General features: G+C 73.5%; 26 protein-coding genes and 1 riboswitch. Of the genes, 20 read left to right on the top strand and 6 right to left on the bottom strand.

Annotation, left to right across the window (positions count from 1 at the left end):
- Positions 1–2 precede the first annotated feature (2 nt).
- From O7546_RS25140 to truA, 9 genes are all read left to right on the top strand, one after another.
- Positions 3–527, top strand: a complete 525-nt coding sequence (locus O7546_RS25140; RefSeq protein ID WP_194801540.1) for a DUF1707 domain-containing protein — start codon at positions 3–5, stop codon at positions 525–527.
- A 232-nt stretch (positions 528–759) separates the two neighbouring features.
- Positions 760–981: a translation initiation factor IF-1 gene (gene infA, locus O7546_RS25135; RefSeq protein WP_007073013.1), complete on the top strand. Its 222-nt coding sequence runs from the start codon at positions 760–762 to the stop codon at positions 979–981.
- 90 nt (positions 982–1071) lie between these two features.
- The gene (gene rpmJ, locus O7546_RS25130; RefSeq protein WP_012184307.1) at positions 1072–1185 is read left to right on the top strand and encodes a 50S ribosomal protein L36; all 114 of its coding nucleotides are present in this window, start codon (positions 1072–1074) and stop codon (positions 1183–1185) included.
- 211 nt (positions 1186–1396) lie between these two features.
- Complete coding sequence (rpsM, locus tag O7546_RS25125; protein WP_013288614.1) at positions 1397–1777, top strand: 30S ribosomal protein S13; 381 nt, start codon at positions 1397–1399, stop codon at positions 1775–1777.
- An 18-nt stretch (positions 1778–1795) separates the two neighbouring features.
- On the top strand, positions 1796–2203 hold the full coding sequence (gene rpsK, locus O7546_RS25120; protein WP_013288613.1) for a 30S ribosomal protein S11: 408 nt from the start codon (positions 1796–1798) through the stop codon (positions 2201–2203).
- Between the two features lie 14 nt (positions 2204–2217).
- Positions 2218–2844, top strand: a complete 627-nt coding sequence (gene rpsD / locus O7546_RS25115; protein ID WP_018784565.1) for a 30S ribosomal protein S4 — start codon at positions 2218–2220, stop codon at positions 2842–2844.
- 95 nt (positions 2845–2939) lie between these two features.
- Positions 2940–3962 carry a DNA-directed RNA polymerase subunit alpha gene (locus tag O7546_RS25110; protein ID WP_007073009.1) on the top strand — a complete coding sequence of 341 codons (1023 nt, stop codon included), beginning with the start codon at positions 2940–2942 and terminating at the stop codon, positions 3960–3962.
- A gap of 34 nt (positions 3963–3996) precedes the next feature.
- Entirely contained in the window at positions 3997–4557 is a 561-nt protein-coding gene (gene rplQ, locus O7546_RS25105) for a 50S ribosomal protein L17 (RefSeq protein WP_013288611.1), read from the top strand.
- Positions 4558–4627: 70 nt separating this feature from the next.
- Positions 4628–5461, top strand: a complete 834-nt coding sequence (gene truA, locus O7546_RS25100) for a tRNA pseudouridine(38-40) synthase TruA (RefSeq protein WP_269697664.1) — start codon at positions 4628–4630, stop codon at positions 5459–5461.
- A gap of 7 nt (positions 5462–5468) precedes the next feature.
- Here truA and O7546_RS25095 read toward each other — a convergent pair whose 3' ends face one another.
- Positions 5469–6677, bottom strand: coding sequence for a hypothetical protein (locus tag O7546_RS25095; RefSeq protein WP_228532304.1), 1209 nt, complete (start codon positions 6675–6677; stop codon positions 5469–5471).
- 125 nt (positions 6678–6802) lie between these two features.
- On the opposite strand from O7546_RS25095, the gene O7546_RS25090 reads away from it, so the two are divergent.
- Genes O7546_RS25090 through O7546_RS25075 form a run of 4 tightly spaced genes read left to right on the top strand, consistent with a single transcriptional unit; the run spans position 6803 to position 10918 of the window.
- Entirely contained in the window at positions 6803–7408 is a 606-nt protein-coding gene (locus tag O7546_RS25090; RefSeq protein WP_194801420.1) for a methyltransferase, read from the top strand.
- A 41-nt stretch (positions 7409–7449) separates the two neighbouring features.
- Entirely contained in the window at positions 7450–9129 is a 1680-nt protein-coding gene (locus O7546_RS25085) for an ATP-binding cassette domain-containing protein (protein ID WP_194801419.1), read from the top strand.
- Positions 9129–9935 (top strand): nucleotidyltransferase domain-containing protein, encoded by an 807-nt coding sequence (locus O7546_RS25080; protein WP_281600099.1) that lies wholly within the window; start codon positions 9129–9131, stop codon positions 9933–9935. Before O7546_RS25085 ends, O7546_RS25080 begins: the two co-directional genes overlap by 1 nt.
- A 20-nt stretch (positions 9936–9955) precedes the next feature.
- The gene (locus O7546_RS25075) at positions 9956–10918 is read left to right on the top strand and encodes an aldo/keto reductase (protein ID WP_194801417.1); all 963 of its coding nucleotides are present in this window, start codon (positions 9956–9958) and stop codon (positions 10916–10918) included.
- Between the two features lie 276 nt (positions 10919–11194).
- Here the strand turns inward: O7546_RS25075 and O7546_RS25070 are convergent, their stop codons facing one another.
- A complete protein-coding gene (locus O7546_RS25070) occupies positions 11195–12220 on the bottom strand; it encodes a DUF559 domain-containing protein (RefSeq protein WP_281600098.1) in 1026 nt (341 codons plus the stop codon).
- A 118-nt stretch (positions 12221–12338) separates the two neighbouring features.
- Positions 12339–12450: riboswitch (TPP riboswitch) on the top strand.
- Between O7546_RS25070 and thiE the strand changes: the two genes are divergently transcribed.
- The 7 genes from thiE to thiC all read left to right on the top strand — a co-directional run bounded on the left by thiE (position 12445) and on the right by thiC (position 18323).
- Entirely contained in the window at positions 12445–13071 is a 627-nt protein-coding gene (gene thiE, locus O7546_RS25065; RefSeq protein ID WP_269697661.1) for a thiamine phosphate synthase, read from the top strand. Its footprint overlaps the riboswitch before it by 6 nt.
- The gene (thiO, locus tag O7546_RS25060; RefSeq protein WP_194801415.1) at positions 13068–14153 is read left to right on the top strand and encodes a glycine oxidase ThiO; all 1086 of its coding nucleotides are present in this window, start codon (positions 13068–13070) and stop codon (positions 14151–14153) included. Before thiE ends, thiO begins: the two co-directional genes overlap by 4 nt.
- Positions 14144–14344: a sulfur carrier protein ThiS gene (gene thiS, locus O7546_RS25055; protein WP_013288601.1), complete on the top strand. Its 201-nt coding sequence runs from the start codon at positions 14144–14146 to the stop codon at positions 14342–14344. The genes thiO and thiS overlap by 10 nt, the downstream gene beginning before the upstream one ends.
- Positions 14341–15123 carry a thiazole synthase gene (locus O7546_RS25050; protein ID WP_281600097.1) on the top strand — a complete coding sequence of 261 codons (783 nt, stop codon included), beginning with the start codon at positions 14341–14343 and terminating at the stop codon, positions 15121–15123. The genes thiS and O7546_RS25050 overlap by 4 nt, the downstream gene beginning before the upstream one ends.
- Positions 15124–15185: 62 nt before the next feature.
- Complete coding sequence (locus tag O7546_RS25045; RefSeq protein ID WP_194801538.1) at positions 15186–15851, top strand: thiamine phosphate synthase; 666 nt, start codon at positions 15186–15188, stop codon at positions 15849–15851.
- 82 nt (positions 15852–15933) lie between these two features.
- Positions 15934–16722: a bifunctional hydroxymethylpyrimidine kinase/phosphomethylpyrimidine kinase gene (gene thiD / locus O7546_RS25040; RefSeq protein ID WP_194801413.1), complete on the top strand. Its 789-nt coding sequence runs from the start codon at positions 15934–15936 to the stop codon at positions 16720–16722.
- A 17-nt stretch (positions 16723–16739) separates the two neighbouring features.
- Entirely contained in the window at positions 16740–18323 is a 1584-nt protein-coding gene (gene thiC, locus O7546_RS25035) for a phosphomethylpyrimidine synthase ThiC (RefSeq protein WP_269697658.1), read from the top strand.
- A 47-nt stretch (positions 18324–18370) separates the two neighbouring features.
- Here the strand turns inward: thiC and O7546_RS25030 are convergent, their stop codons facing one another.
- The 4 genes from O7546_RS25030 to O7546_RS25015 all read right to left on the bottom strand — a co-directional run bounded on the left by O7546_RS25030 (position 18371) and on the right by O7546_RS25015 (position 23110).
- On the bottom strand, positions 18371–20995 hold the full coding sequence (locus tag O7546_RS25030) for a hypothetical protein (RefSeq protein ID WP_281600096.1): 2625 nt from the start codon (positions 20993–20995) through the stop codon (positions 18371–18373).
- 74 nt (positions 20996–21069) lie between these two features.
- Positions 21070–21378 (bottom strand): cupin, encoded by a 309-nt coding sequence (locus O7546_RS25025; protein ID WP_013288595.1) that lies wholly within the window; start codon positions 21376–21378, stop codon positions 21070–21072.
- Entirely contained in the window at positions 21375–22325 is a 951-nt protein-coding gene (locus O7546_RS25020; RefSeq protein ID WP_194801537.1) for an LLM class F420-dependent oxidoreductase, read from the bottom strand. Before O7546_RS25020 ends, O7546_RS25025 begins: the two co-directional genes overlap by 4 nt.
- 2 nt (positions 22326–22327) lie before the next feature.
- On the bottom strand, positions 22328–23110 hold the full coding sequence (locus tag O7546_RS25015; RefSeq protein ID WP_194801410.1) for an ABC transporter ATP-binding protein: 783 nt from the start codon (positions 23108–23110) through the stop codon (positions 22328–22330).
- Between the last annotated feature and the right edge of the window lie 189 nt (positions 23111–23299).

The following is a 23299-nucleotide window of genomic DNA, read 5'->3' as shown; positions in this document are numbered from 1 at the left end:
GGATGCGGGCGGCCGACGCGGACCGGGAGGCCACCGCGGAACGACTCCGGGTGGCGCTGGCCGAAGGCCGGCTCGACCTGGGTGAGTACGACGACCGGCTGCGGCAGGCGTACGGCGCCAAGACCTACGGCGAGCTGGACGAACTGCTGACCGATCTGCCCGGTCCCCGGCCGGCGGAGAACTCCCTGCCGGCTCCCCGCGCGACCGGGAAGAGCGGGGTGGCCGAGCCGGGCCGGGCGGCCGTCAGCGCACGTAACGCCTGGCTGCTGGGGGTCTGGGGCCCCTGGCTGAAGGTGGCCCTGATCCTCAGCGCGATCTGGTTCGTCTCCCAGCTCGGCGAGGGTGAGTTCGAGTTCGACGACTACTGGCCGATCTGGGTGCTCGGGCCGTGGGGCGCCGTGGTGCTCTACCAGACGATCCAGGGGCTGGCCCACGGGGCGCCGGAGCACGACGCCGAGCGCCGGCGGCGCAAGCAGGTCGAGCGGGAGGCCCGTCGGCGGGCGAAGCGGGAGCTGCCGGAGACGTGACCTGCGTCATATCCGAGCCGTCCGGGTGACCGTCGCGCCGGTCGGTTTGGCGAGCACGTGCGGGTCGGCGTACACTTTCTGATCGGCGCACAGCGTCCACTCCGCCATGCCCACCCTGCGCTTCGGTGGGAGTCGGAGCCGCGGCTGGCGCGGGTTTCCTGATCTTGGTCAGTTCACCCGTGTAAGACGTTGTGAGCCGTCCGGAGTAACCGACGTCAGGACAGCGGAGGACATGCCGAAAAAAGACGGAGCAATCGAGATCGAGGGTCGGGTCATCGAGCCCCTGCCGAACGCCATGTTCCGGGTGGAGCTCGCGAACGGCCACAAGGTGCTCGCTCACATCAGCGGCAAGATGCGCCAGCACTACATCCGCATCCTGCCGGAGGACCGGGTCGTCGTCGAACTCTCGCCGTACGACCTGACCCGCGGGCGCATCGTCTACCGCTACAAGTAAGCCTGACGGCGGCCGGGAGACCCGTGTCCGTCTTCGACGTCCGGATCGCGCACCGCCGCGGCTCCGGGCCAGATGGGAAGTAAGGCAACCGTGAAGGTCAAGCCGAGCGTCAAGAGGATCTGCAACAAGTGCCGGGTGATCCGCCGGCACGGCCGGGTCATGGTCATCTGCACCGACCCGCGCCACAAGCAGCGCCAGGGCTGACGCCCCACACATCACCAGCTCGTCTCAGCCGCGGTCGGGTGCGCAGCGCGTACCCCCTCGTGGTTGACCCCCGGTCGGAGGCCGGGGCCCGCTCGGGCAGCGACCGATCCCGGTCGCCGGCGTTCTTGACGCCGGAAGGACAGGGACGGCCGGTAGCGGGGTGGGACGGGTCCACACCTCCGCCACAACATCACGAGGAGTACGCCCGCACATGGCACGTCTAGTCGGCGTGGATCTCCCCCGCGAGAAGCGGATGGAGATCGCGCTCACCTACATCTTCGGGGTCGGTCGTACCCGCGCCCTGGAGACGCTCGCCGCGACCGGCATCTCGCCGGACAAGCGCGTTCGGGACCTCACGGACGAGGAGCTCGTCGAGCTCCGGAACCACATCGAGGGCAACTACAAGGTTGAAGGCGACCTGCGCCGCGAGGTCGCCGCTGACATCCGCCGCAAGGTCGAGATCGGCTGCTACGCCGGTATCCGGCACCGCCGCGGTCTGCCCGTGCGTGGCCAGCGCACCAAGACCAACGCGCGGACCCGGAAGGGCCCGAAGCGGACCGTGGCCGGCAAGAAGAAGCCCGGCAAGAAGTAACTAGGAGCGCACAGACTTATGCCACCGAAGGCTCGTGCCGGAGCCGCCGTCAAGAAGGTCCGGCGCAAGGAACGCAAGAACGTCGCCCACGGGCAGGCGCACATCAAGAGCACCTTCAACAACACCATCGTGTCCATCACGGACCCGACCGGTGCGGTCATCTCCTGGGCCTCCTCCGGCCAGGTCGGCTTCAAGGGCTCCCGCAAGTCGACTCCGTTCGCCGCGCAGCTCGCCGCCGAGGCCGCCGCGCGCCGCGCGATGGAGCACGGCATGCGCAAGGTCGACGTGTTCGTCAAGGGCCCCGGCTCCGGCCGGGAGACCGCCATCCGTTCGCTGCAGGCCGTCGGCCTCGAGGTCGGGCAGATCTCCGACGTCACGCCGCAGCCGCACAACGGGTGCCGTCCGCCGAAGCGTCGCCGGGTCTGAGAGGTTAGAGAGAGATGGCTCGTTACACCGGTGCTGACTGCCGCCGTTGCCGGCGGGAGAAGATGAAGCTGTTCCTCAAGGGCAGCAAGTGCGATGGTCCGAAGTGCCCGTTCGAGTCCCGGCCGTTCCCGCCCGGGCAGCACGGCCGCGGCCGCACGAAGGAGACGGAGTACCTGCTCCAGCTCCGTGAGAAGCAGAAGGCCCGTCGTGTCTACGGCGTGCTGGAGAAGCAGTTCCGCGGCTACTACGAAGAGGCCGTGAGCAAGGAAGCCAAGACCGGTGAGGTCCTGCTGCAGATCCTCGAGTCGCGGCTGGACAACGTGGTCTACCGGGCCGGCTACGCCAAGTCCCGGGACATGGCCCGTCAGCTGGTCAAGCACGGCCACTTCACGGTGAACGGCAAGAAGGTCGACATCCCGTCGTACCGCGTCAAGGAGCACGACATCGTCGAGGTGCGTGCCAAGAGCAAGGAGCTCACCCCGTTCCTCGTGGCGCAGGGTGAGGCCGGCTCGCGGACCGTTCCGGCGTGGCTGGAGGCGATCCCGAGCCAGCTGAAGATCCTCGTGCACTCGCTCCCGGCCCGCCAGGTGATCGACACCCAGGTCCAGGAGCAGCTGATCGTCGAGCTCTACTCCAAGTAAGGGCTCGTTGCGGTGGCCCGTCCTCCGGGGCGGGCCACCGGAACAGTTGTGTCGTGGGCGTCAAATAGCGGGCGCCCCGGAAGAGAAGAGAAAAGATGCTCATCAGCCAGCGACCGTCTCTCTCCGAAGAGTCGATCAACGAGACCCGCTCCCGGTTCACCATCGAGCCGCTGGAGCCCGGCTTCGGCTACACGCTGGGCAACTCGCTCCGGCGTACGCTGCTGTCCTCGATCCCGGGTGCGGCGGTCACCTCGATCAAGATCGACGGTGTGCTGCACGAGTTCACCACGATCCCCGGTGTCAAGGAGGACGTGGTCGAGCTCGTCATGAACATCAAGGAGCTGTGCGTCAGCTCCGAGCACGACGAGCCGGTCAGCATGTACCTGCGCAAGCAGGGCCCGGGCGACGTGACCGCCGGTGACATCCAGCCCCCGGCCGGTGTCTCGGTGCACAACCCGGACCTGAAGCTCGCCACCCTCAACGGCAAGGGCCGGCTCGACATGGAGCTGACCGTCGAGCGGGGTCGCGGCTACGTCACGGCGGCGCAGAACAAGCAGGCGGGCGCCGAGATCGGCCGGATCCCGGTCGACTCGATCTACTCGCCGGTGCTCAAGGTGACGTACCGGGTCGAGGCGACCCGTGTCGAGCAGCGTACCGACTTCGACCGGCTCATCATCGACGTCGAGACCAAGCCGTCGATGGGCCCGCGTACCGCGCTGGCCTCGGCCGGCTCGACGCTGGTGGAGCTGTTCGGGCTGGCCCGGGAGCTGGACGAGACCGCCGAGGGCATCGACATCGGGCCGTCCCCGCAGGACGCCCAGCTGGCGGCGGACCTGGCCCTGCCGATCGAGGAGCTGGACCTCACCGTCCGCTCCTACAACTGCCTCAAGCGCGAGGGCATCAACTCCGTTGGTGAGCTCATCGGGCGTACCGAGGCCGACCTCCTCGACATCCGCAACTTCGGTCAGAAGTCGATCGACGAGGTCAAGATGAAGCTCGCCGGGATGGGCCTGGGGCTGAAGGACTCGGCTCCGAACTTCGACCCGGCGCACGTCGTGGACGCCTTCGGCGAGGCGGACTACGACACCGACGACTACCGCGAGACCGAGCAGCTCTAGTCCGCGCTGCCGCCACACCTGAGGAGCACCAAGCATGCCCACGCCCACCAAGGGCCCCCGCCTCGGCGGCAGCCCCGCGCACGAGCGGCTGATGCTGGCCAACCTGGCCACTGCGCTGTTCCAGCACGGCAAGATCCAGACCACCGAGACGAAGGCCCGGCGGCTGCGTCCGCTGGCCGAGCAGCTCATCACCAAGGCCAAGCGCGGCGACCTCGCCTCGCGCCGCCGCGTGCTGGGCGTCGTCAAGGACAAGGACGTGGTCTACGCCCTGTTCGACCAGATCGCGCCCCGGTACGCCAACCGCAACGGTGGCTACACCCGGATCGTGAAGACCGGTCCGCGCAAGGGTGACGCCGCTCCGATGGCGATCATCGAGCTGGTGGAGGAGCTTCAGGTCGCCGAGCCGAAGGCGAACAAGAAGACCGCCGCCCGCAAGGCCGCGCAGCAGGACAAGGTCGAGGCCCTGGCCCCGGCCGAGGAGACCCCGCGCTCCAGCGCCGGTGACCAGGACGCCGAGGCGCCGGTCTCCGCGTCGGGTGACACCGCCGCCGCCCGTGAGGACAGCGACGAGGCCACCGAGAACGACAAGGCCTGACATCAGGCTCGACCGGGCCCGGCATCCCCTCGGGGGTGCCGGGCCCGTCGCCGTCGACAGGAGGTACGAGGTGGACGAGCGGACCCGGCTGCGGCTGGACGTCTCGTACGACGGCACCGACTTCTCCGGCTGGGCGCCCCAGCCGACCCGGCGCACAGTGGCCGGCGTACTCATGCAGACGCTGGACCTGGTGCTCGGCGCGGGCACGGCGACCGGCCTGACGGTGGCCGGGCGTACCGACGCCGGGGTGCACGCCACCGGGCAGGTCTGCCACCTCGACCTGCCGACTCCCGTGTGGCGGGAGCACGAGGGCCGGCTGCTGCGCCGGCTGGCCCGGCTCCTGCCGCCAGATGCCCGGGTACGCGCGATGACCGAGGTGCCCGCCGACTTCGACGCCCGGTTCTCGGCCACGTTTCGGCGCTACGAGTACCGGGTCACCGACGCCCCGTGGGGTGCCGAGCCGCTACGCCGCCGGGACACCCTGGCCTGGCCCAAGCCGTTGGACCTGGCGGCCCTGAACGCCGCCGCCGCCGGGCTGGTGGGCGAGCACGACTTCGCCGCGTACTGCCGGCGCAAGGAGAACGCCACCACGCTGCGCGAGGTGACCCGGCTGGACTGGCGGCGCGACCCGGACGGGATCCTTGTCGCCACCGTGCAGGCCGACGCGTTCTGCCAGAACATGGTACGCAGCCTGGTCGGGGCGATGCTGGTGGCCGGCGACGGGCGGCGGCCGGTCCAGTGGCCGGCCGGCCTGCTGACCCGGCGTGAGCGCTCCAGCGAGGTGACAGTGGCGCCGGCGCACGGCCTCGCCCTGGTCGCTGTGGGCTACCCGGCCGACCCGGCCGAGTACGCCCGCCGGGCCGAGGCGACCCGCCGGTTGCGGGTGCCGGTGGCCGAGGGCTGAGCCCGGCTCAGTCCGTGCCCCGCTGACCGGCGCTGTCCCCGGCCGATTCGGCGTCGGGCTGCCCGGCCGTGCCGGCCGCCGCGCGACGGTCCAGCACACTCCGGTTGAGGTGCAGCTCGACCATGTCGAACATGATCTCGCGGGCGGTCGCGTCGTCGCTCGGGATACGTTCCCCGTCGGCGCGGGTGACCAGGCAGTAGGCGACGTAGTGTCCGCGTACCTGCCAGGCGACCCGGGCCGCGGCCCGTTCCACCGCCTCGGTGTCGTCGCCGGCCGCCATGCCACGGAACCGTCCCTGGCGCGCGTCGAGCAGCGGCCGGATGCGGTCGCGTACCCGCTGGGCGGTGGCCACGTCGGTGAGGTTGAACAGACCGGCGGTGATCAGGTGGTCGCCGTCGGGGGAGCGGAGCGTGCCCCGCACGACCTGGTTGCAGCCGAGCCGGACCAGCAGGTCGGCGATCTCGCCGGTGGCCGCTACCTGGCACTTCGGGCTGGCCTGGGTCTTCAGCACCCGGTATGCGGGCTTCCCGTCGGTGACCACCAGATCCTTTGTCGGGAAGACCTCCTTGGCGGTGAGTGACGCCTGGTCGGTGTCCCGGGAGTCCAGGTCGGTGCCGCCGGACGGGGTGCTGGACTCGGTCGGCTGCGGGGTCGGCTGGCCAGCCGGGGGCGTGGCGGTGCGTTCGTCGAGCAGAGCCGCGACGGCGAGCCCGGTGAGCGAGAGCAGCAGCAGGACGGCGGCGCCGCCGACGAGCGTCTGCCAGAACCGGCCGCCGCCGCGGCGTTCGGCGCGCCGGGTCCGGGGCAGCTCGGAGACGTCGGCGGCGCGGGCGGTGGGGCTGGCCGGGATCGGCACCGTCGGCCGGTCCACCGCCGCCGGTACGGGCGCGGGCATGGGCGGCGCGGGCTGCGGCACCGGGGAGGGCTCCCGTGGTGGCGCGGGCCGTCCGGGTGCCGGCGCCGGGGCCGGTGGTGCCGGAACGGGTGCGCGGGCGTCGTCTGCCACCGCCTGCCCGTCGGGGATGGCCTGCTCGGCCGTGCCGGCCGGCGGCAGCGCCGGTTGCGGGCGCGGCGGCGGGGGCAGCGACGGCGTGGGGAACCGGGAGCGTGACGGACCCGCGGGCGGCGGCGTCGTGGCTGCGGGCCCGTTCGGGGCCGACCCGGGATTCGGGTACTCCAGGAAGGCGTCCTCATCGGACTCGTACCGGTACACCATGTGGCATAGAGTAGGACTGATTGTCCCTTTCAGGGGTAATATCAGGAAATTCTGGCGGAGTGGCGTCCGGCTCCGCCGGTGACACCGTCGCCGGAACCGCCCCGGCCCGGTGCGAGAATGCCTGCGTGACCGGCGACCACTACTTCACCGCTGAACCCTCGGCCCCGGCCCGCCCGCGCGAGGTCGAGTTCACCGTCGCCGGGCGCGACTACACACTCGGCTCGGCCGGTGGCGTCTTCTCCGCCGACCGGCTCGACCCGGGCACCGCCGTGCTGCTGCGCAAGGCCGACCTGCCGGCCGCCGACGTCACCGGCGCGCTGCTCGACATCGGCTGCGGCTTCGGCCCGATCACCTGCGTCCTCGCCACCGTCGCGCCGAAAGCCACCGTCTGGGCCGTGGACGTCAACGAGCGCGCCCGCGCCCTCACCACCGACAACGCGGTAAGGATCGGCGCCGCCGACCGGGTACGCGCCGTCGCGCCGGACGAACTGCCGGACGACGTCACCTTCACCCAGATCTGGTCCAACCCGCCGATCCACATCGGCAAGCCGGAACTGCACGCCCTGCTGCTGCGCTGGCTGCCCCGCCTCGCCCCGGACGGCGTGGCCTGGCTGGTCGTCGCCCGGCACCTCGGCGGCGACTCGCTGCACCGCTGGCTGGTCGAGCAGGGCTGGTCCGTCGAGCGGCACGCCAGCCAGAAGGGCTACCGGGTGCTGCGGGTCACCCGGTAATCCGGTGTCGTCCACCGACCCGGCTCGGGCAGGATGCCCGCGTGGGATACGTGGACGTGGCAGGAGTGGGGCACATCCTCCCGGACGGGCGTGAGCTGTTCAGTGACGTCTCGTTCCGGGTCGGTGAGGGTGCCAAGGTGGCGCTGGTCGGCCCGAACGGCGCCGGCAAGACCACGCTGCTGCGGATGGTCGCCGGTGACCTGCCGGTGAAGACCGGCGCGATCGCCCGCTCCGGTGGGCTGGGCGTGATGCGGCAGTTCATCGGCATGATCGGTGACGAGTCCACGCTCGCCGACCTCGCCCTGTCGCTGGCACCGCCGGCGCTGCGCGACGCCGGGCGGCGGCTCGCCGAGACCGAGGCGGCCATGCGGGCGGCCGAGGTGCGCGGCAAGTACAGCTCCGCCGCCGCCAAGACCCAGCTCGCGTACGCCGAGGCGCTGGCCGCCTGGGGTGAGACCGGCGGGTACGACGCGGAGGTCCTCTTCGACACCGTCGCCACCATCGTGCTGGACCTGCCGTGGGACAGCGCCCGGGAACGGCCGGTCCGCACGCTCTCCGGCGGCCAGCAGAAACGCTTCGCGCTGGAACTGCTGCTGCGCGGCCCGGACGAGGTGCTGCTGCTCGACGAGCCGGACAACTTCCTCGACGTACCCGGCAAACGTTGGCTGGAGGCGCGCCTGCGCGAGTCGGGCAAGTCCGTGCTGTACGTCTCGCACGACCGGGAACTGCTGGCGCAGACCGCCGACCGGGTCGTCGCGGTGGAGGGCGGCAGCGCCTGGGTGCACCCGGGCGGCTTCGCGAGCTGGCACTCCGCGCGGGTGGCCCGGCACGCCCGCCTCGACGAGCTGCGCAAACGCTGGGACGAGGAACACCAGAAGCTGCGCGAGCTGATGCTGATGTACAAGCAGAAGGCCGCGTACAACGACGGGATGGCGTCCCGCTACCAGGCCGCGCAGACCCGGTTGCGCAAGTTCGAGGAGGCCGGGCCGCCGCCCGTACCCCCGAAGGACCAGGACATCCGGATGCGCCTGACCGGCGGGCGGACCGGCAAGCGCGCGGTCATCGCCGAGCAACTGGAGCTGGACGGCCTGACGTACCCGTTCGACCTGGAACTCTGGTACGGCGACCGGGTCGCGGTGCTCGGCGCGAACGGCACCGGCAAGTCGCACTTCCTGCGCCTGCTGGCCCGGGGCGGCACCGACCCGGAGCCGGGAAACACCCCCGTCGACGGCGCCGGCGCCCTCGCACCTGTCGCGCACGGCGGCGTGGTGCGGCTCGGCGCGCGGGTCCGGCCCGGGCACTTCTCGCAGACCCACGACCGGCCGGAGCTGATGGCCAAGACACTCGTCGAGGTGCTGTGGCGCGGCGACGACCACCGGGCCGGCATGGACCGGCACGCGGCGATGGCGGCGCTGTCCCGGTACGAGCTCGCCGCTCAGGGCGACCAGCGGTTCGGCACGCTCTCCGGCGGGCAGCAGGCCCGCTTCCTGGTGCTGCTGCTGGAGCTGTCCGGGGCGACGCTGCTGCTGCTCGACGAGCCCACCGACAACCTCGACCTGGCCTCGGCCGAGGCGCTGGAGGCCGGGCTGACCGCGTTCGAGGGGACTGTGGTCGCTGTGACACACGACAGGTGGTTCACCCGTACCTTCGACCGGTTCGTGCTGTTCCGGGGCGACGGCGACGTGGTGGAGACGCCGGAGCCGGTCTGGGACGTGGGCTGATGATCGACCGGGAGCTGGCCGACCGGCTGTGCGCGGTGGACGGTGTGGTCGCGGTGGCCCTCGGCGGCAGCCGCGCCCGCGGCGACCACCGGCCCGACTCCGACTGGGACCTGGGCCTCTACTACCGGGGTACGCCGGACGTGGCCGGGCTGCGCGCGGTGGCCGCCTCGATCGCCGACGGGCCGGTGGACCTCACCGCACCGGGCGGCTGGGGACCGTGGGTCGACGGGGGCGGCTGGCTGCGTGTCGGCGGCGTCGCGGTGGACTGGATCTACCGCGACCTGGACCGGGTGCACCGGGTGTGGGCGGACTGCCGGGCCGGCCGTTACACGGTCGAGGCGCAGGCCGGGCACCCGCTCGGCTTCTACTCGCACGCGTACGCCGGGGAGGTGGCGCTCGGGCGGGTGCTCGGCGACCCGACCGGCGAGCTGACCGCGCTGCGGGCCGAGACCGTCGACTACCCGCCCGCGCTCGGCGCCGCGCTGGTCGCCGGCGGCTGGGAGACCGGGCTGCTGCTCGACGGCGCGGCCAAGGGCGCGGCCGGGGGCGACGCCGGCTACGTGGCGGGCTGCCTGTTCCGGGTGGTCGGCGTGCTGGTCCACGCGCTGCACGGCCGCGCCGGGCGGTGGCTCGTGAACGAGAAGGGCATGATCGCGTCCGCCGGACGCCTGCCGGGTGCGCCGCCGGACTTCGCCGAGCGGACGCAGGCGCTGCTGGGCGCGGTGGGGCGTACCCCGTCCGAGCTGGCGGCGACGATCGCCGCCGCCCGGACGCTGGCCGCCGAGGTGTTGCCGCTGCCCGGATGACACCCGGCAGCGGGCATAGGGTGGATCTCGTGAGTGAGATGACCTATCGCCGGCTGGGCGACTCCGGGCTCGTGGTGTCAGTGGTCGGTATCGGCTGCAACAACTTCGGCCGCAAACTCGACAGCGACGGCACCCGGGCGGTGGTGGACGCCGCGCTCGACGCCGGGATCAACTTCTTCGACACCGCCGACATCTACGGCGAGCCGCAGGGCGCCTCCGAGGAACTGCTCGGCCAGGCGCTCAAGGGCCGCCGCGACGACGTGGTGGTGGCCACCAAGTTCGGCATGGACATGAACGGCGCGAACGGGCCGGATCACGGTGCCCGGGGCGCCCGCCGCTACATCGCCCGCGCGGTCGAGGCGTCGCTGCGCCGGCTCGGCACCGACCACATCGACCTGTACCAGATGCACGAGCCGGACCCGGGCACCCCGATCGACGAGACGCTCGCCGCGCTGGACGACCTGGTGACCGCCGGCAAGGTGCGCTACCTCGGCAACTCCAACTTCGCCGGCTGGCAGATCGCCGACGCCGACTGGACCGCGTCGTCGCAGGGGCGTACCCGGTTCATCTCCGCGCAGAACCACTACTCGCTGGTCGAACGCGGGGTGGAGGACGAGGTGATCCCCGCCTGCGAGCGGTTCGGCCTCGGCATGCTGCCGTTCTTCCCGCTCGCCAACGGGCTGCTCACCGGTAAGTACAAGCGCGGCGAGGCGCCCCCAGCGGGCAGCCGCCTGGCCGGTGGCGGCCGGTACGCCGAGCGGCTGGCCGCCGCGCGCTGGGACGTCATCGAGGCGATCGAGGCGTACGCGGCCGAGCGCGGCATCACCATGCTCCAGGTGGCCATCGGTGGCCTGGCCGCCCGTCCCGCAGTCACCTCCGTGATCGCCGGCGCCACGACTCCGGCCCAGGTGAGCGCCAACGCCGAGGCCGGGACGTGGCAGCCGTCCGACGAGGACCTGGACGCCCTCGACGCCATCCTCTGACTGTCCGCGCCGGTGCAGGCGAGCCCGCTCGCGCGTCGGATCCGCCCGCGTGCTCGGTCCACCCGTGTTCGGTCCGCCCGCGCGTCGCAGGTGCGTCCGCTCGTCGTCGTGCGAGCGTCGGGGCTTGCCCCGCGCTGCGGGCGTGCGCCCACCGTGGCCGCCCGCGCGCGGAGACACCCATAACGTTCCACTCAGAGGCAGCGCTCACGATGGGTGGAACGGCATGGGTGTCAAAGGGGCCTTGAAACACCTATGGCGTTCCACTCGTCGCCAGATTCAGTCGCGAGTGGAACGCCATAGGTGTCTGCGGGCGGCCTTCCGACGCCCGTGGCGCCCGGCCCGGCCAGGCGGCGGGTGGCGGGCCGGGGTGGGGCGGAGCTGCGGGCGTGGGTCATGGTTTGCTGCGGTGGCGAGACGTTCGGCCAGGGCCTGGCGGACCAGGGCGACTGTGGCGTCGGGGCGGCGTAGCACGTCGTCGGCGGTGAACCGCAGCACCACCCACCCGGCCGCGCGGAGCGCGTTCAGGCGTGCCACGTCCCGCCGGAAGTGCGCCCGTTCGCGGTGGTGGTCGCCGTCGTACTCGACCGCGAGGCGGAGCGCCGGCCAGGCCAGGTCCACCCGGGCCACGAAACGTCCGCCGGCGCGTACCTCGTGCTGAGCGACGAGCGGGCCGAGGCCGGCGTCGAGCAGAAGCAGCCGCAACCGTGTCTCCATCGGGGACTCGCTCAACGGCTCGGCCAGCGCCAGCACCTCCCGCAGCAGCGGAGCACCCGGCCAGCGCGACCGGGCGGCGGCGTAGGCCCGCAGGCAGGGCAGCTTCACGACCCGGCGACGCAGCAACGCGTCGATGGCGACGAGCGCGTCGACGCGGGTGCCGTGGCGGCCCAGGTCGAACGCGGTGCGCAGCGGGGTGGTGACCGGCAGCCCGCCGACGAGGGTGTGGTCCCGCTCCGGCAGCGGCGACCGGACCACCCGCATCCGTGGGTGCGGTCGCAGTCGAGCAGCAGTCGGCAGCAGCACGCTGACCGGCGCGTCGCGGGTGAGCACGTCCGCGCCGAACAGCCACGCGGCGCTGCGTCCCGCCAGCACGGCACCCGTGGGCAGGCGCAACGCCACCGCCTCGCACCACATCCGATGGTCGCCGGCGCGGTATCCGTCCCGGTGCACGTACACGTCCGGCAGCAGGCGGATCCACGCCGGCCCGCGCAGCATCGTCCAGGTGAGCAGCCCTTCGGAGACGGCACTGCCGCCCCGGAACGGCACTGTCGCCAGGCGGCGCGGGACGCGGGCGGGAACGGACATCCGGGCAGCGTGTCGTGACGGGACGGTCACCCGCTGCCCCGATCCGGCGGACGGCTGGTGTCTGGGAAAAACCTCACCCGGGCTTCCGTACGGGCGGGAGGCGTCGTACGGTAGGCCGCAAGTGACCCACGGGAGCCCGGTGCGGACCGGGCTGAGAGGGGGGCTGGGAGCCCCCGACCGTCGAACCTGATCCGGGTAATGCCGGCGCAGGGAGGAGCGTTGCCGTGCTGTCCCTGGGACGACTGCATCTCATCACCGACACCCGGCCGGGGCGTGACCCGCTCGCCGTGCTGCGTGCCGCCCTGCCGGTGGCGGGCGCCGACCTCGTCGTGCAGGTGCGCGTGGAGGACGACGCCACCGACCGGCAGGCGTACGAGCTGGCGTGCCGCGTGACCGAGGCGTGCCGGCCGTACGGGGCGCGGTGCCTGGTCAACGACCGGCTGCACGTGGCGCTCGCGGTGGACGCCGCCGGTGGCCACGTCGGCGCGGACGACCTGCCGGTCGCAGCCGCGCGCCGGGTGCTCGGTCCGGACGCGGTGCTCGGCGCGACCGCCCGGGAGCCGGTAGGCGCCCGCGCGGCGGTGGACGCGGGAGCGAGCTACCTGGGCGTGGGCCCGTGCCACGCCACCACCACCAAGTCCGGCCTGCCGGACCCGATCGGCCCTGGCGGGGTACGTGCGGTCGCCGAGGCGGTGAGCGTGCCGGTGATCGCGATCGGCGGGGTGACCGCCGCGACCGTGCCGGCGCTGCGGGCCGCCGGGGCGTACGGGGTGGCGGTTGTCGGCGCGCTCAGCCTGGCCGCCGATCCCGCGCACGCCACCGCCGAGCTGCTGCTGGCGCTGACGCGATGAGCCCGGCCGACGTGGCGGTGGTGGGCGCCGGGCCGGTGGGACTCGCGATCGCGTGGCGGTGCGCGCAGCGCGGACTGCGCGTGGTAGTGCACGACGACCGGCCCGGGTCGGGCGCCTCGTCGGTGGCCGCCGGGATGCTGTCGCCGGTTGCCGAGGCGTACTTCGGTGAGCACGAACTCACCGCGCTGCTCGTCGAGTCGGCCGCCCGCTGGCCCGGCTTCGCCGCTGAGCTGACCGAGGCGAGCGGCGTCGACCTCGGCCACCGCACCGAGGGCACGCTCGTCGTCGGGCTCACCGCCGACGACCTGGCCGAGGCGGGGCGGCTGTGGTCGTACCAACGGGGGTTGGGACTGCCGATCACGCCGCTGCGCCCCTCGGAGCTGCGCGACCGCGAACCGGCGCTGGCGCCGCGCGTGCGCGGCGGCGCTGTCGCGCCCGGCGACCACCAGGTCGACCCGCGGCGGCTGGTCGCCGCGCTGCGCACGGCCGCCGAGCGCGCCGGGGTGGAGCTGCGCCCGGCCCGCGTCGGCGCGCTGTCCGAGCTGGACGCGCGGGTCACTGTGGTCGCGGCGGGCTGCGGCGCGGCGGCGCTGACCGGCCTGCCGGTCCGGCCGGTGAAGGGCCAGGTGCTGCGGCTGCGCGCGCCCGGTGGCGGTCCGCCGGGCTTCCGGCACGTGATCCGGGGGTACGCGGACAGCGAGTCGGTCTACCTGGTGCCCCGGGACAGCGGTGAGGTCGTGGTCGGGGCGACTGTGGAGGAGCGCGCGGACACCGCTGTCACCGCCGGTGGCGTGCTGACGCTGCTGCGCGCCGCCGCCGAACTGGTGCCGGAACTCGTCGAGTACGAAGTGGTGGAGGCAGTCGCCGGGCTGCGTCCGGGTACGCCGGACAACGCGCCGATCATCGGGCCGCTGCCCGGGCAGCCGGGCGTGCTCGCGGCGACCGGGCACCACCGGCACGGCATCGTGCTCACCCCGGTCACCGCCGACCTGGTCACCGAGCTGATCGTCACCGGCGAGCCGGATCCCGCGCTCGCCCCCTTCACCCCGGACCGCTTCGGGAAGGAGCGCACGTGGAACTGATCGTCAACGGCACCGGCCGGACGCTGCCCGAGGGCGTCACCGTCGCCGAGGTGGTCCGCACCGTCACCGACCGGGAGCGCGGGCTCGCCGTAGCGGTGAACGGCGAGGTGGTGCCGCGCGGCGGCTGGTCGGCGAGCGTCCTGCGCGACGGCGATCGCGTCGAGGTGCTCAGCGCCACCCAGGGCGGGTGAACGGCATGTCCACGCTGGAGATCGGCGGGGTCGCGTTCGGCTCCCGGCTCGTCCTCGGCACCGGCGGCGCGGCCAACCTGCACGTGCTGGAGCAGGCGATCCGCGCTTCCGGCACCGAGCTGGTGACGTTGGCGCTGCGCCGGGTGGACACCACACCCGGCGGGTCGGGCGGCCTGCTCGACCTGGTGGAGCGGTGCGGTGTACGGCTGCTGCCGAACACGGCCGGCTGCCGTACCGCGGTGGAGGCGGTGAAGACGGCGCACCTGGCCCGGGAGGCGTTCGACACCGACTGGGTGAAGCTGGAGGTGATCGGCGACGAGCGCACGCTCCTGCCCGACGGGGTGGAGCTGCTGCGCGCCGTCGAGGAACTGGTGGCCGACGGGTTCACCGTGCTGCCGTACACCTCGGACGATCCGGTGCTGGCGCGGCGGCTGGCCGACGTGGGCTGCGCGGCGGTGATGCCGGCCGGGTCGCCGATCGGTTCCGGGCTGGGCATCGGCAACCCCCACCACATCCGGCTGATCCGCGCGGCCGTGGACGTGCCGGTGGTGCTGGACGCGGGCATCGGCACCGCCTCCGACGCCGCGCTGGCGATGGAGCTGGGCTGCGACGCGGTGCTGCTGGCGAGCGCCGTGACCCGGGCCGCCGACCCGGTGGCGATGGCCACAGCGATGCGCTACGCGGTCGAGGCCGGGCGTCTGGCGTACGGCGCGGGCCGTATCGCCCGCCGCTTCCACGCCCTGGCCTCCACCCCGGATGAGGGACGGCCCGACCTGTGACCGCCTCACGCCTAGCGGATCTTGGTACGGATGCGCCCTCCGAGGGGCGGCCGCGTACCAAGATTCCGGGCGGGCCGAGCGGCGTCGTGCTGCTCACCGATCGGCGGGTTGCTCGGGGGGCGCTTGTCGACGTGGTGGCGGGGGCCGTGGGTGGGGGAGTGCGGTGGGTGGTGCTGCGGGAGAAGGATCTGCCGCGCGCCGAGCGCCTCGCGCTCGCCGCCGACCTGCGCGCGATCCTCGCCGAGGCGGGCGGCACGCTGATCGTGGCCGGCCCCGATCCGCTCGACGGGGACGCGGTGCACCTGCCCGCCGCCGGCCCGTACCCGCCGCCCGCCGTCGGGCTGGTCGGCCGCTCCTGCCACGACACCGCCGAGCTGGCCCGGCTCACCACCGAGCACTACGCGACGCTGTCCCCGGTCTACGAGACCAGGACGAAGCCCGGCTACGGCCCGCCCCTGCGGCCGACCGGACTCGCCGCCCTGGTGAAAGCCAGCCCGGTCCCGGGGCTCGCCCTCGGCGGCATCGAAACGGCAGCTCAGGTAGCGGCCTGCGTAGAGGCAGGCGCAACAGGAGTAGCAGTGCTCGGCGCAATCATGCGGGCGAACGACCCCGCCGAAACCGCCACCACGCTGGGCAGCGCCTTCCAGGAGGCGGCCACCCGTGTGGCGCGCACCCACCCCGCGCGATCCGACGAAGGCCCGCACGAGAAGGGCTGCGGCCGACCGTGACCACGGAGGGATCAAGCCTGACCGCCCGGAGTGGGCACGGTCGGCCGCAGCCCTCAACCGCAACCACCGGTGAAGGAAAGCAGTGACGCCGAAAACAGTTCTCAGCATCGCCGGCTCCGACTCCGGAGCGGGAGCGGGCATCCAGGCCGACCTCAAGACGTTCGCCGCGCTCGGGGCGTACGGCACGACAGTCCTCACCGCAGTCACCGCGCAGAGCACCAGGGGCGTGGACGCCGTCCTGCCGCTGCCGCCGCAATCGGTGCGCGACCAGATGGACAGCGTGCTCGGCGACTTCGACGTGCGCGCCGTGAAGACCGGGATGCTCGGCACCCCGGCGGTCGCCGATGCGGTGGCCGAGGCGGCAGGGGCCGGGCGCCTGCCGCACCTGGTCGTCGACCCGGTGCTGGTCGCCACGAGCGGGCACCGGCTCGGCGTGGTGGAGGCGGTCGAGCGGCTGCTGCCGTACGCGGAAGTGGCGACACCGAACTGCGCGGAGGCCGCGGCCCTCACCGGAGGCCCGGTGGGCACCGTCGAGGAGATGGTCGCGGCGGCCGAGGCGCTGGCGGCGCGCGGACCGGCGTTCGTGGTGGTGACCGGCGGCGACGTGGACGCCGACGGCGAGTCGGTCGACGTGCTCGCCGGCGGCGGGACGACCCGCCTGCTGCGCGCGCCCCGGGTGGACACCCGGCACAACCACGGCACCGGCTGTTCGTTCTCGGCCGCCGTCGCGGTCCGGCTCGCCGCGGGCGACGCGGTGCCGGTCGCGGTGGCCGCCGCCAAGGAGTACGTCACCCGCGCGCTGACCGGCGCGCGGACCTGGGAGCTGGGCGCGGGACGCGGCCCGCTGGACCACTTCGGCTGGTCCGCATGAGCGACAGGGAGGCTGTCATGCAGGCACGTCGCAAGGTGTACGTGGAAGGGTCACGCCCGGACATCCGGGTGCCGTTCGCCGAGGTGCCGCTGACCGGGGACAACCCGCCGGTACGGCTCTACGACACCTCCGGTCCCGGCTCCGACCCGGAGGTGGGGCTGCCCGCACTGCGCGGGCCGTGGATCGCCGAGCGCGGCGACGTGGCTCCGGTGCGCGGTGCCGGCACGCCGCTGGCCGGAACCCGTCCGACCCAGCTCGCGTACGCCCGGGCCGGAATCGTCACGCCGGAGATGGAGTTCGTGGCGATCCGCGAGTCGGTGTCGCCGGAGTTCGTGCGGGACGAGATCGCGGCCGGCCGGGCCGTGCTGCCGCTGAACGTGAACCACCCGGAGTGCGAGCCGGCCGTCATCGGCAAGGCGTTCCTGGTGAAGGTCAACGCCAACATCGGCACCTCGGCCGTCACCTCGTCGGTGGCCGAGGAGGTGGAGAAGCTGACCTGGGCCACCCGGTGGGGCGCGGACACCGTGATGGACCTGTCCACCGGCAAGCGCATCCACGAGACCCGCGAGGCGATCGTGCGGAACGCTCCGGTGCCGATCGGCACGGTGCCGATCTACCAGGCGCTGGAGAAGGTCGGCGGCGACCCGGTGAAGCTGAGCTGGGAGGTGTTCCGGGAGACGGTCATCGAGCAGGCGGAGCAGGGCGTCGACTACATGACCGTGCACGCCGGGGTGCTGCTGCCGTACGTGCCGCTGGCGGTGGACCGGGTCACCGGGATCGTGTCCCGGGGCGGCTCGATCATGGCGGCCTGGTGCCTGGCACACCACGAGGAGAACTTCCTCTACACGAACTTCCGGGAGCTGTGTTCGCTGCTCGCGAAGTACGACGTGACGTTCTCCCTCGGTGACGGCCTGCGCCCCGGTTCCATCGCGGATGCCAACGACGAGGCGCAGTTCGCCGAGCTGCGCACGCTCGGTGAGCTGACGAAGATCGCCTGGGAGTACGACGTGCAGGTGATGATCGAGGGCCCCGGGCACGTGCCGATGCACAAGATCAAGGAGAACGTGGACCTCCAGCAGGAGTGGTGCCACGAGGCGCCGTTCTACACGCTCGGGCCGCTGACCACCGACGTCGCGCCCGCGTACGACCACATCACCTCCGCGATCGGCGCGGCGATGATCGGCATGTTCGGCACCGCGATGCTCTGCTACGTCACCCCGAAGGAGCACCTCGGGCTGCCCGACCGCGACGACGTGAAGGCGGGCGTGATCGCGTACAAGATCGCGGCGCATGCGGCCGACCTGGCCAAGGGGCACCCGGGCGCGCAGGCGTGGGACGACGCGCTGTCGAAGGCCCGGTTCGAGTTCCGCTGGGAAGACCAGTTCAACCTGGCGCTCGACCCGGAGACCGCGCGGGCGTACCACGACGCGACGCTGCCCGCCGAGCCCGCGAAGACGGCGCACTTCTGCTCGATGTGCGGGCCGAAGTTCTGCTCCATGAAGATCACCCAGGAGCTGAAGGACTACGCGGCGCGGGGCATGCGCGGCAAGTCCGAGGAGTTCGTCGCCTCCGGATCGCGGGTCTACCTGCCGCTGGCGTGAGCGGGGCCGGGGCGGGCCGTTTCGACCCGGTCCGCCCCGGCCGTCGTTCAGTCGCGGTGGTGCCGTCCGGTCCGCAGCGAGCGGGCGTCGTCGGCGTTGTCGTCCGAGGCGAGACCGGCCACCCAGTCCACGTACTCGTCGTCGGCAGCGGTGGTCGGCTCGGCCGTCCGCTCGGCCGGCTCCGGCTCGTCCTTGGCCCGGTTGCGCCGGAACAGGCCGCGCCGGGGCTTCGACTTCCCGCCGGACGCGTCGGCGTCGTCCGGTCCGGCGTGCCGCCCGCGCCGGGAGTCCGTCTCCGTGGCCTCCGGCAGTGCGGCGGTGGTGTCCGGCAGTGCGGATTCCGCCTCGCCCGGTGCGGCGGTCGCCGCCTCGGGCCGGGCGACAGGCTTCCCCGCCTCGGGCCGGGCGAGCGGCCCTGCCGGGCGGGCGTTCGTGGCGAGCGCGTCCCATCCGGTGCTCGCGCCCGGCTCGGGCAGACCCCGGTGGCGGGGACGCGGCGCCGGCTCGGCCGGGGCGGTCGTCTCCGCGCCGTCCCGGGCCGGTGTCTCAGGTTCGGTGGTCGCGCGGCGCGGGCGGCCCGCCGGAGTGATCGGCCAGGCCGGGCGTACCTCGCCGGGCGTTCCGGTCACGTCCTCGAACATCGGGAACCGGGGCCGGGTCGACGGGACCGGCGCCGGGTCGTCGAAGAAGAAGTTGCGTCCGGTACGCCCGGCCGGTGCGACCTCGTTCGAGCCGGTGCCCGTGTCCTCCCGGTGCGGGTCCGTGGCCTGGGGAACCGGGGCGGCGTTCGTGGTGTCCGGGTCGGGCCGGGTCCGCCCGCCGGGCGTCGTCGGCGCGGCCTCGGCGCCGGTGCTTGTCGGCTCGGCGTCGGCTCCCCCGCTCGGCGTCGTCGGCGCGGCGTCGGGCCGGCCGCTCGGTGTCGTCGGCGCGGTGTCGGCCGGGGTGGAGCCGGGGGAGGCCGGGCCGGTGGCGCGCGGGGCCTTCGGCGCGCGGGTACGCCGGGGGCGGGTGGCGCGGCCCGTCGCGCCGGTGTCTCCGAGGGCTTCGGCCGGTGGCGCGGCGGGGGTGTCGCTGTCCGGGTCGGCCGTGACCGGTCCGGTGAGGGCGCCGCTGTCCGTACGCGGGCCGGGAACGTGGCTGTCGGCGGTGCCGCCGGTGGCCGGTGACGTGCCCGCGCCGGTGCTCGGGGAGGTGTCTGCCGTGCCGTCGGCGGGTGACACCGGCCCGTCGGTCGTCCCGCTGGACCGGCCGGCGCGGGTACGACGCGGCCGGGTCACCCGTGGCGTAGTGGCCGCCGCTTCCGGCTCCGGTGTGGCATCGGCCGTGCCGGGAGCCGAGCCGGTGCCGGAGGCGGCCTCGCTGTCCGTCGGGATGCCGGTCGCCTGCCCGGACGCTCCATCGGCGGCTTCGGAACCGGCGACGGCCGGGTCGACCGGGACCGGGACCGGGTCGGGGCGGCCCGCGGCGAGGACGTCGATGGCCGAGGTCCGGCGGCCCGGGGGCAGCAGGCCCGGCATGGGCTGGCCGTGGCCCGTGTCGGTGACGGCCGAGCGCTCACCCACCGGCCGTTCCGCAACTGCCGGCTGTTCGAAGGCGGGCAGATCCGCGAGGGCCGGCCGGCCGGTGGCGGGCAGATCGGTACCGGCCGGAGCCGTCGCCGTGGCCGAGCCGCCGGGCTCCGGCCAGTTCCAGTGCGCGGGCGCGGCGGCGCCGCTCGTCACCGGAGGCACGGACGGGGCGGCCGGGACGCCTGGAGTGGACGAGTGCGGCAGCGGGGCGAGGATGTCGGTGGCCTCGACCGCGTCGGGGTCACCGGTGGCGGTGACCGGGCGGGGCAGCACTGTGGTGGCGGTCGAGCCGAGCGCGCCGGCGATCACGGCGATCAGCGCGCCGTAGTAGGGCGCGACCTGGTAGCGGTCGGTCGCCGAGCCGGGACCGGCGGTCAGGTAGGCGAACGCGACGAGCACCGGACCGGCCGCCCCGGCCGCACCGCCGATGAGCGGCGGCCACTCGGCCCGGCGCGCGAGTACGCCGACCGCGCCGCCGGCCAGCAGAGCGAGCACCGGCAGCAGCAGCATGGACAGGCGTTGGGCCGCCTCCGGATCGAGCCAGGAGGGTTCGAGGACGCCGAGCCGTACCGTGGCGAGCGGGCGGTTGGCGACGATCGTGGGTGCGACGGAGAGCAGCGCCAGCAGCCAGACGATGCCGGCGGTGATCGCCACGCCCCAGCCGAACGGCGGCTTGAGCAGGACGGCGATCGCCGCGCCCGCCCCGACCACCGCGCCGAGGGCGGCGCAGATGCCGGCGGCCCAGACCGGGTCGACGGATCCGCCCAGCTCGGCCGCGCGGGCCGGTTGCATGCACAGCGGGGCGACCACCATCGCGCCCAGCGCGCTGACGCCGGCGATGGAGAGCAGTTCGGTGGTGCCGCCGGGACTGTCGTCGCGGCGGGCGAAGCGCTCGGTGAGGACGGCTCCGGCGACCGTGGCGACAGCGGCGAACCAGCCCACCCAGACGAGCTGGGCGGGCCACCGGTTGACCGAGACGTCCACGAACGCGCCGTCGAGGCGTACGACTCCGAAGCCGTACGCGATCCCCAACTGGCCGGCCCCGGCCAGTACGCTCACCCCGAGCGCCGTGAGCAGCAGCCTGCCCCACGTCCGAAAGGCCATGTCGGGCACGTTACGGCCCGGTGCCCCCGATCGCCACCTTGCCGCCGCGCGGCGCGGCGAACCTGCCGGTGTGGCTACTTCAGCTCGACCAGGCGCGCGAGGTAGGTGGTGTCGCCGACGTTGGTGAGCATGTGCACCGCGCCCGGGTCGCGGTAGACCACGCCGCCGGTCGGCTCGTCGGCGTCGATGGTGGTCCCGTCGATCGTCTGCACCACGTTCTTCGCGCCCTGGATCGCCACCACCAGGTACGGGTGGTCGTGGCGGTGCAGCGGCTGCCGCTCACCCGGCTCCAGCCGGATGTGCCAGACGCGTACGCGGTCGTTCTCGTACACGATCTCCTGGCCCACCGGGCCGAGTTCGAGGTCGGCGGAGAGTTCGGTCATCGTGGTCCGTCCAGTCGGGGGAGCACCTCGGCGGCGATGAGCTCCACGTGGTCGAGGTCGTCGAAGTCGATCAGGCGCAGGTGCACCCGGGTGGCCCCGATCGCGGCGAACTCGCCGATCCGGTCGACCAGCTGGGCGGGGGAGCCGACCACCGGGTCCTCCGGCGGCAGCGCGCTGGTGACGTGCAGCGGCGCGGCCCGGCGCTGCGCCTCGGCGTCGGTGCGTCCGATCGCCACCACGATGCCGGCGGAGAGCGTCAGCGGCGCGCGGCCGGAGGCGTCCCGCCCGGCGCGATCGCACGCCTCGCGCACCCGCTCGTACGCGGCGGCGGTTTCGGCCACGCTCTTGAACGGCATGTTGAACTCGTCGGCGTAGCGGGCGGCCAGCTCGGGGGTGCGCTTCGGTCCCCGGCCGCCGACGATCACCGGCGGGCCGGGCTGCTGCACCGGCTTGGGCAGCGCGGGCGCGTCGACCAGCCGGTAGTGCTCACCGGTGAAGCTGTACGTCTCGTCGGCCGGGGTGCGCCACAGGCCGGTGACGATCTCCAGCTGCTCGGCGAGCCGGTCGAAGCGCTCGCTCACCGGCGGGAACGGGATGCCGTACGCGGTGTGCTCGCGCTCGTACCATCCGGCGCCGATGCCCAGCTCGACCCGGCCGCCGCTCATCCGGTCGACCTGGGCGACCATGACGGCGAGCGGCCCGGGGAGCCGGAACGTGGCGGACGTGACGAGCGTGCCGAGCCGGATCCGGGAGGTCTCCCGGGCGAGCGCGGCGAGCGTCAGCCAGGCGTCGGTGGGGCCGGGCAGCGCCGGCTCGTCCCCCATGGCCCGGTAGTGGTCGGCCCGGAAGAAGCCCTCGAAGCCGGTCTCCTCGACCAGCCGGGCGAACCGGAGCTGGTCGTCGTAGTCCGCACCGCGGTGGGGTTCGGTGAACACCGAGACCCGCATGGTCACCGGCCTCCGACGGGTACGCCGGGGGCGTCCCGCTCCATCAGCAGTTCGTGCAGCTCGGCACTGATCCGCGCGACGTCTTCCAGGTGTTCGTGGCGGCCCAGCGTGCGCGGCCGGGGGACGTTCACCTCGACCACCTCGCGGATGCGCCCGGGGCGCGGGCTGAGCACGACGACCCGGTCGGCGAGCAGCACCGCCTCGTCGATCGAGTGGGTGACGAAGACGATCGTCGCCTTCGTCTCCATGTGCACGCGCTGGAGCTCGCCGGAGAGTTCCTCGCGGGTGAGCGCGTCGAGCGCGGAGAACGGCTCGTCCATGAGCATCACCCGGGGCGAGCCGACCAGCGACCGGCACAGCGAGACGCGTTGCTGCATGCCGCCGGACAGCTCGTGCGGGAGGCGCTTCTCGAAGCCGCCCAGCCCGGCCATCTCCAGCAACTGGCGGGCCCGGTCGCGGTGCTCGGCGCGGCGCCAGCCGAAGATCTCCACCGGCAGCAGCACGTTGTCCAGCACCGAGCGCCAGGGCAGCAGCGCCGGCCGCTGGAACAGCATCGCCACGTCGCGGCGGGGCTTCGTGATCGGCGTACCGCCCACGGTGATCTCACCGCCGGTGACCGGGAGCAGGCCGGCGATCATGCGCAGCAGCGTGGACTTGCCGCAGCCGGACCGGCCGAGGACGGCGACGAACTCGCCTTCGGCGACGTCGAGGTCGATGCCGCGCAACGCCTCCACCCGCCCCGAACGGCCGTCGAAGGTGCGGGACACCCCGGACAGTCGGATCATCTTCCGCCGGCTCCCTTCCACGTCGTCCGAATGCGAGCCGGGCTAGCGTAGCCGACCGTGCTTATAGCACCGTCCGGGGTGGACGTCAGTCCGCTTTCCGTCACGCAACTTCGTTTCCGTTCCGCAACCGGGACGGCGGCGGCAGGTCATCTGGCTTCTCGTACGCTGTTGCGCGCGAAGAGTCCCCTC

It is taken from the genome of Micromonospora sp. WMMA1976, assembly GCF_027497335.1.
GTDB lineage: Bacteria > Actinomycetota > Actinomycetes > Mycobacteriales > Micromonosporaceae > Micromonospora > Micromonospora aurantiaca.
The sequence above is the reverse complement of the archived record's forward strand: the minus strand, read 5'-3'. Positions and strand labels throughout refer to the sequence as shown.

What these genes read in the sequence shown, in the direction of transcription:
- rpsK (WP_013288613.1), top strand. Translation starts at nt 1,796, where the DNA reads ATGCCACCGAAGGCTCGTGCCGGAGCCGCCGTCAAGAAGGTCCGGCGC.
- rplQ (WP_013288611.1), top strand. Translation starts at nt 3,997, where the DNA reads ATGCCCACGCCCACCAAGGGCCCCCGCCTCGGCGGCAGCCCCGCGCAC.
- O7546_RS25080 (WP_281600099.1), top strand. Translation starts at nt 9,129, where the DNA reads ATGATCGACCGGGAGCTGGCCGACCGGCTGTGCGCGGTGGACGGTGTG.
- O7546_RS25110 (WP_007073009.1), top strand. Translation starts at nt 2,940, where the DNA reads ATGCTCATCAGCCAGCGACCGTCTCTCTCCGAAGAGTCGATCAACGAG.
- thiO (WP_194801415.1), top strand. Translation starts at nt 13,068, where the DNA reads ATGAGCCCGGCCGACGTGGCGGTGGTGGGCGCCGGGCCGGTGGGACTC.
- rpsD (WP_018784565.1), top strand. Translation starts at nt 2,218, where the DNA reads ATGGCTCGTTACACCGGTGCTGACTGCCGCCGTTGCCGGCGGGAGAAG.
- O7546_RS25070 (WP_281600098.1), bottom strand. Translation starts at nt 12,220, where the DNA reads ATGTCCGTTCCCGCCCGCGTCCCGCGCCGCCTGGCGACAGTGCCGTTC.
- O7546_RS25095 (WP_228532304.1), bottom strand. Translation starts at nt 6,677, where the DNA reads ATGGTGTACCGGTACGAGTCCGATGAGGACGCCTTCCTGGAGTACCCG.
- infA (WP_007073013.1), top strand. Translation starts at nt 760, where the DNA reads ATGCCGAAAAAAGACGGAGCAATCGAGATCGAGGGTCGGGTCATCGAG.
- thiC (WP_269697658.1), top strand. Translation starts at nt 16,740, where the DNA reads ATGCAGGCACGTCGCAAGGTGTACGTGGAAGGGTCACGCCCGGACATC.
- O7546_RS25015 (WP_194801410.1), bottom strand. Translation starts at nt 23,110, where the DNA reads ATGATCCGACTGTCCGGGGTGTCCCGCACCTTCGACGGCCGTTCGGGG.
- O7546_RS25025 (WP_013288595.1), bottom strand. Translation starts at nt 21,378, where the DNA reads ATGACCGAACTCTCCGCCGACCTCGAACTCGGCCCGGTGGGCCAGGAG.
- O7546_RS25020 (WP_194801537.1), bottom strand. Translation starts at nt 22,325, where the DNA reads ATGCGGGTCTCGGTGTTCACCGAACCCCACCGCGGTGCGGACTACGAC.
- O7546_RS25140 (WP_194801540.1), top strand. Translation starts at nt 3, where the DNA reads ATGCGGGCGGCCGACGCGGACCGGGAGGCCACCGCGGAACGACTCCGG.
- rpsM (WP_013288614.1), top strand. Translation starts at nt 1,397, where the DNA reads ATGGCACGTCTAGTCGGCGTGGATCTCCCCCGCGAGAAGCGGATGGAG.
- O7546_RS25030 (WP_281600096.1), bottom strand. Translation starts at nt 20,995, where the DNA reads ATGGCCTTTCGGACGTGGGGCAGGCTGCTGCTCACGGCGCTCGGGGTG.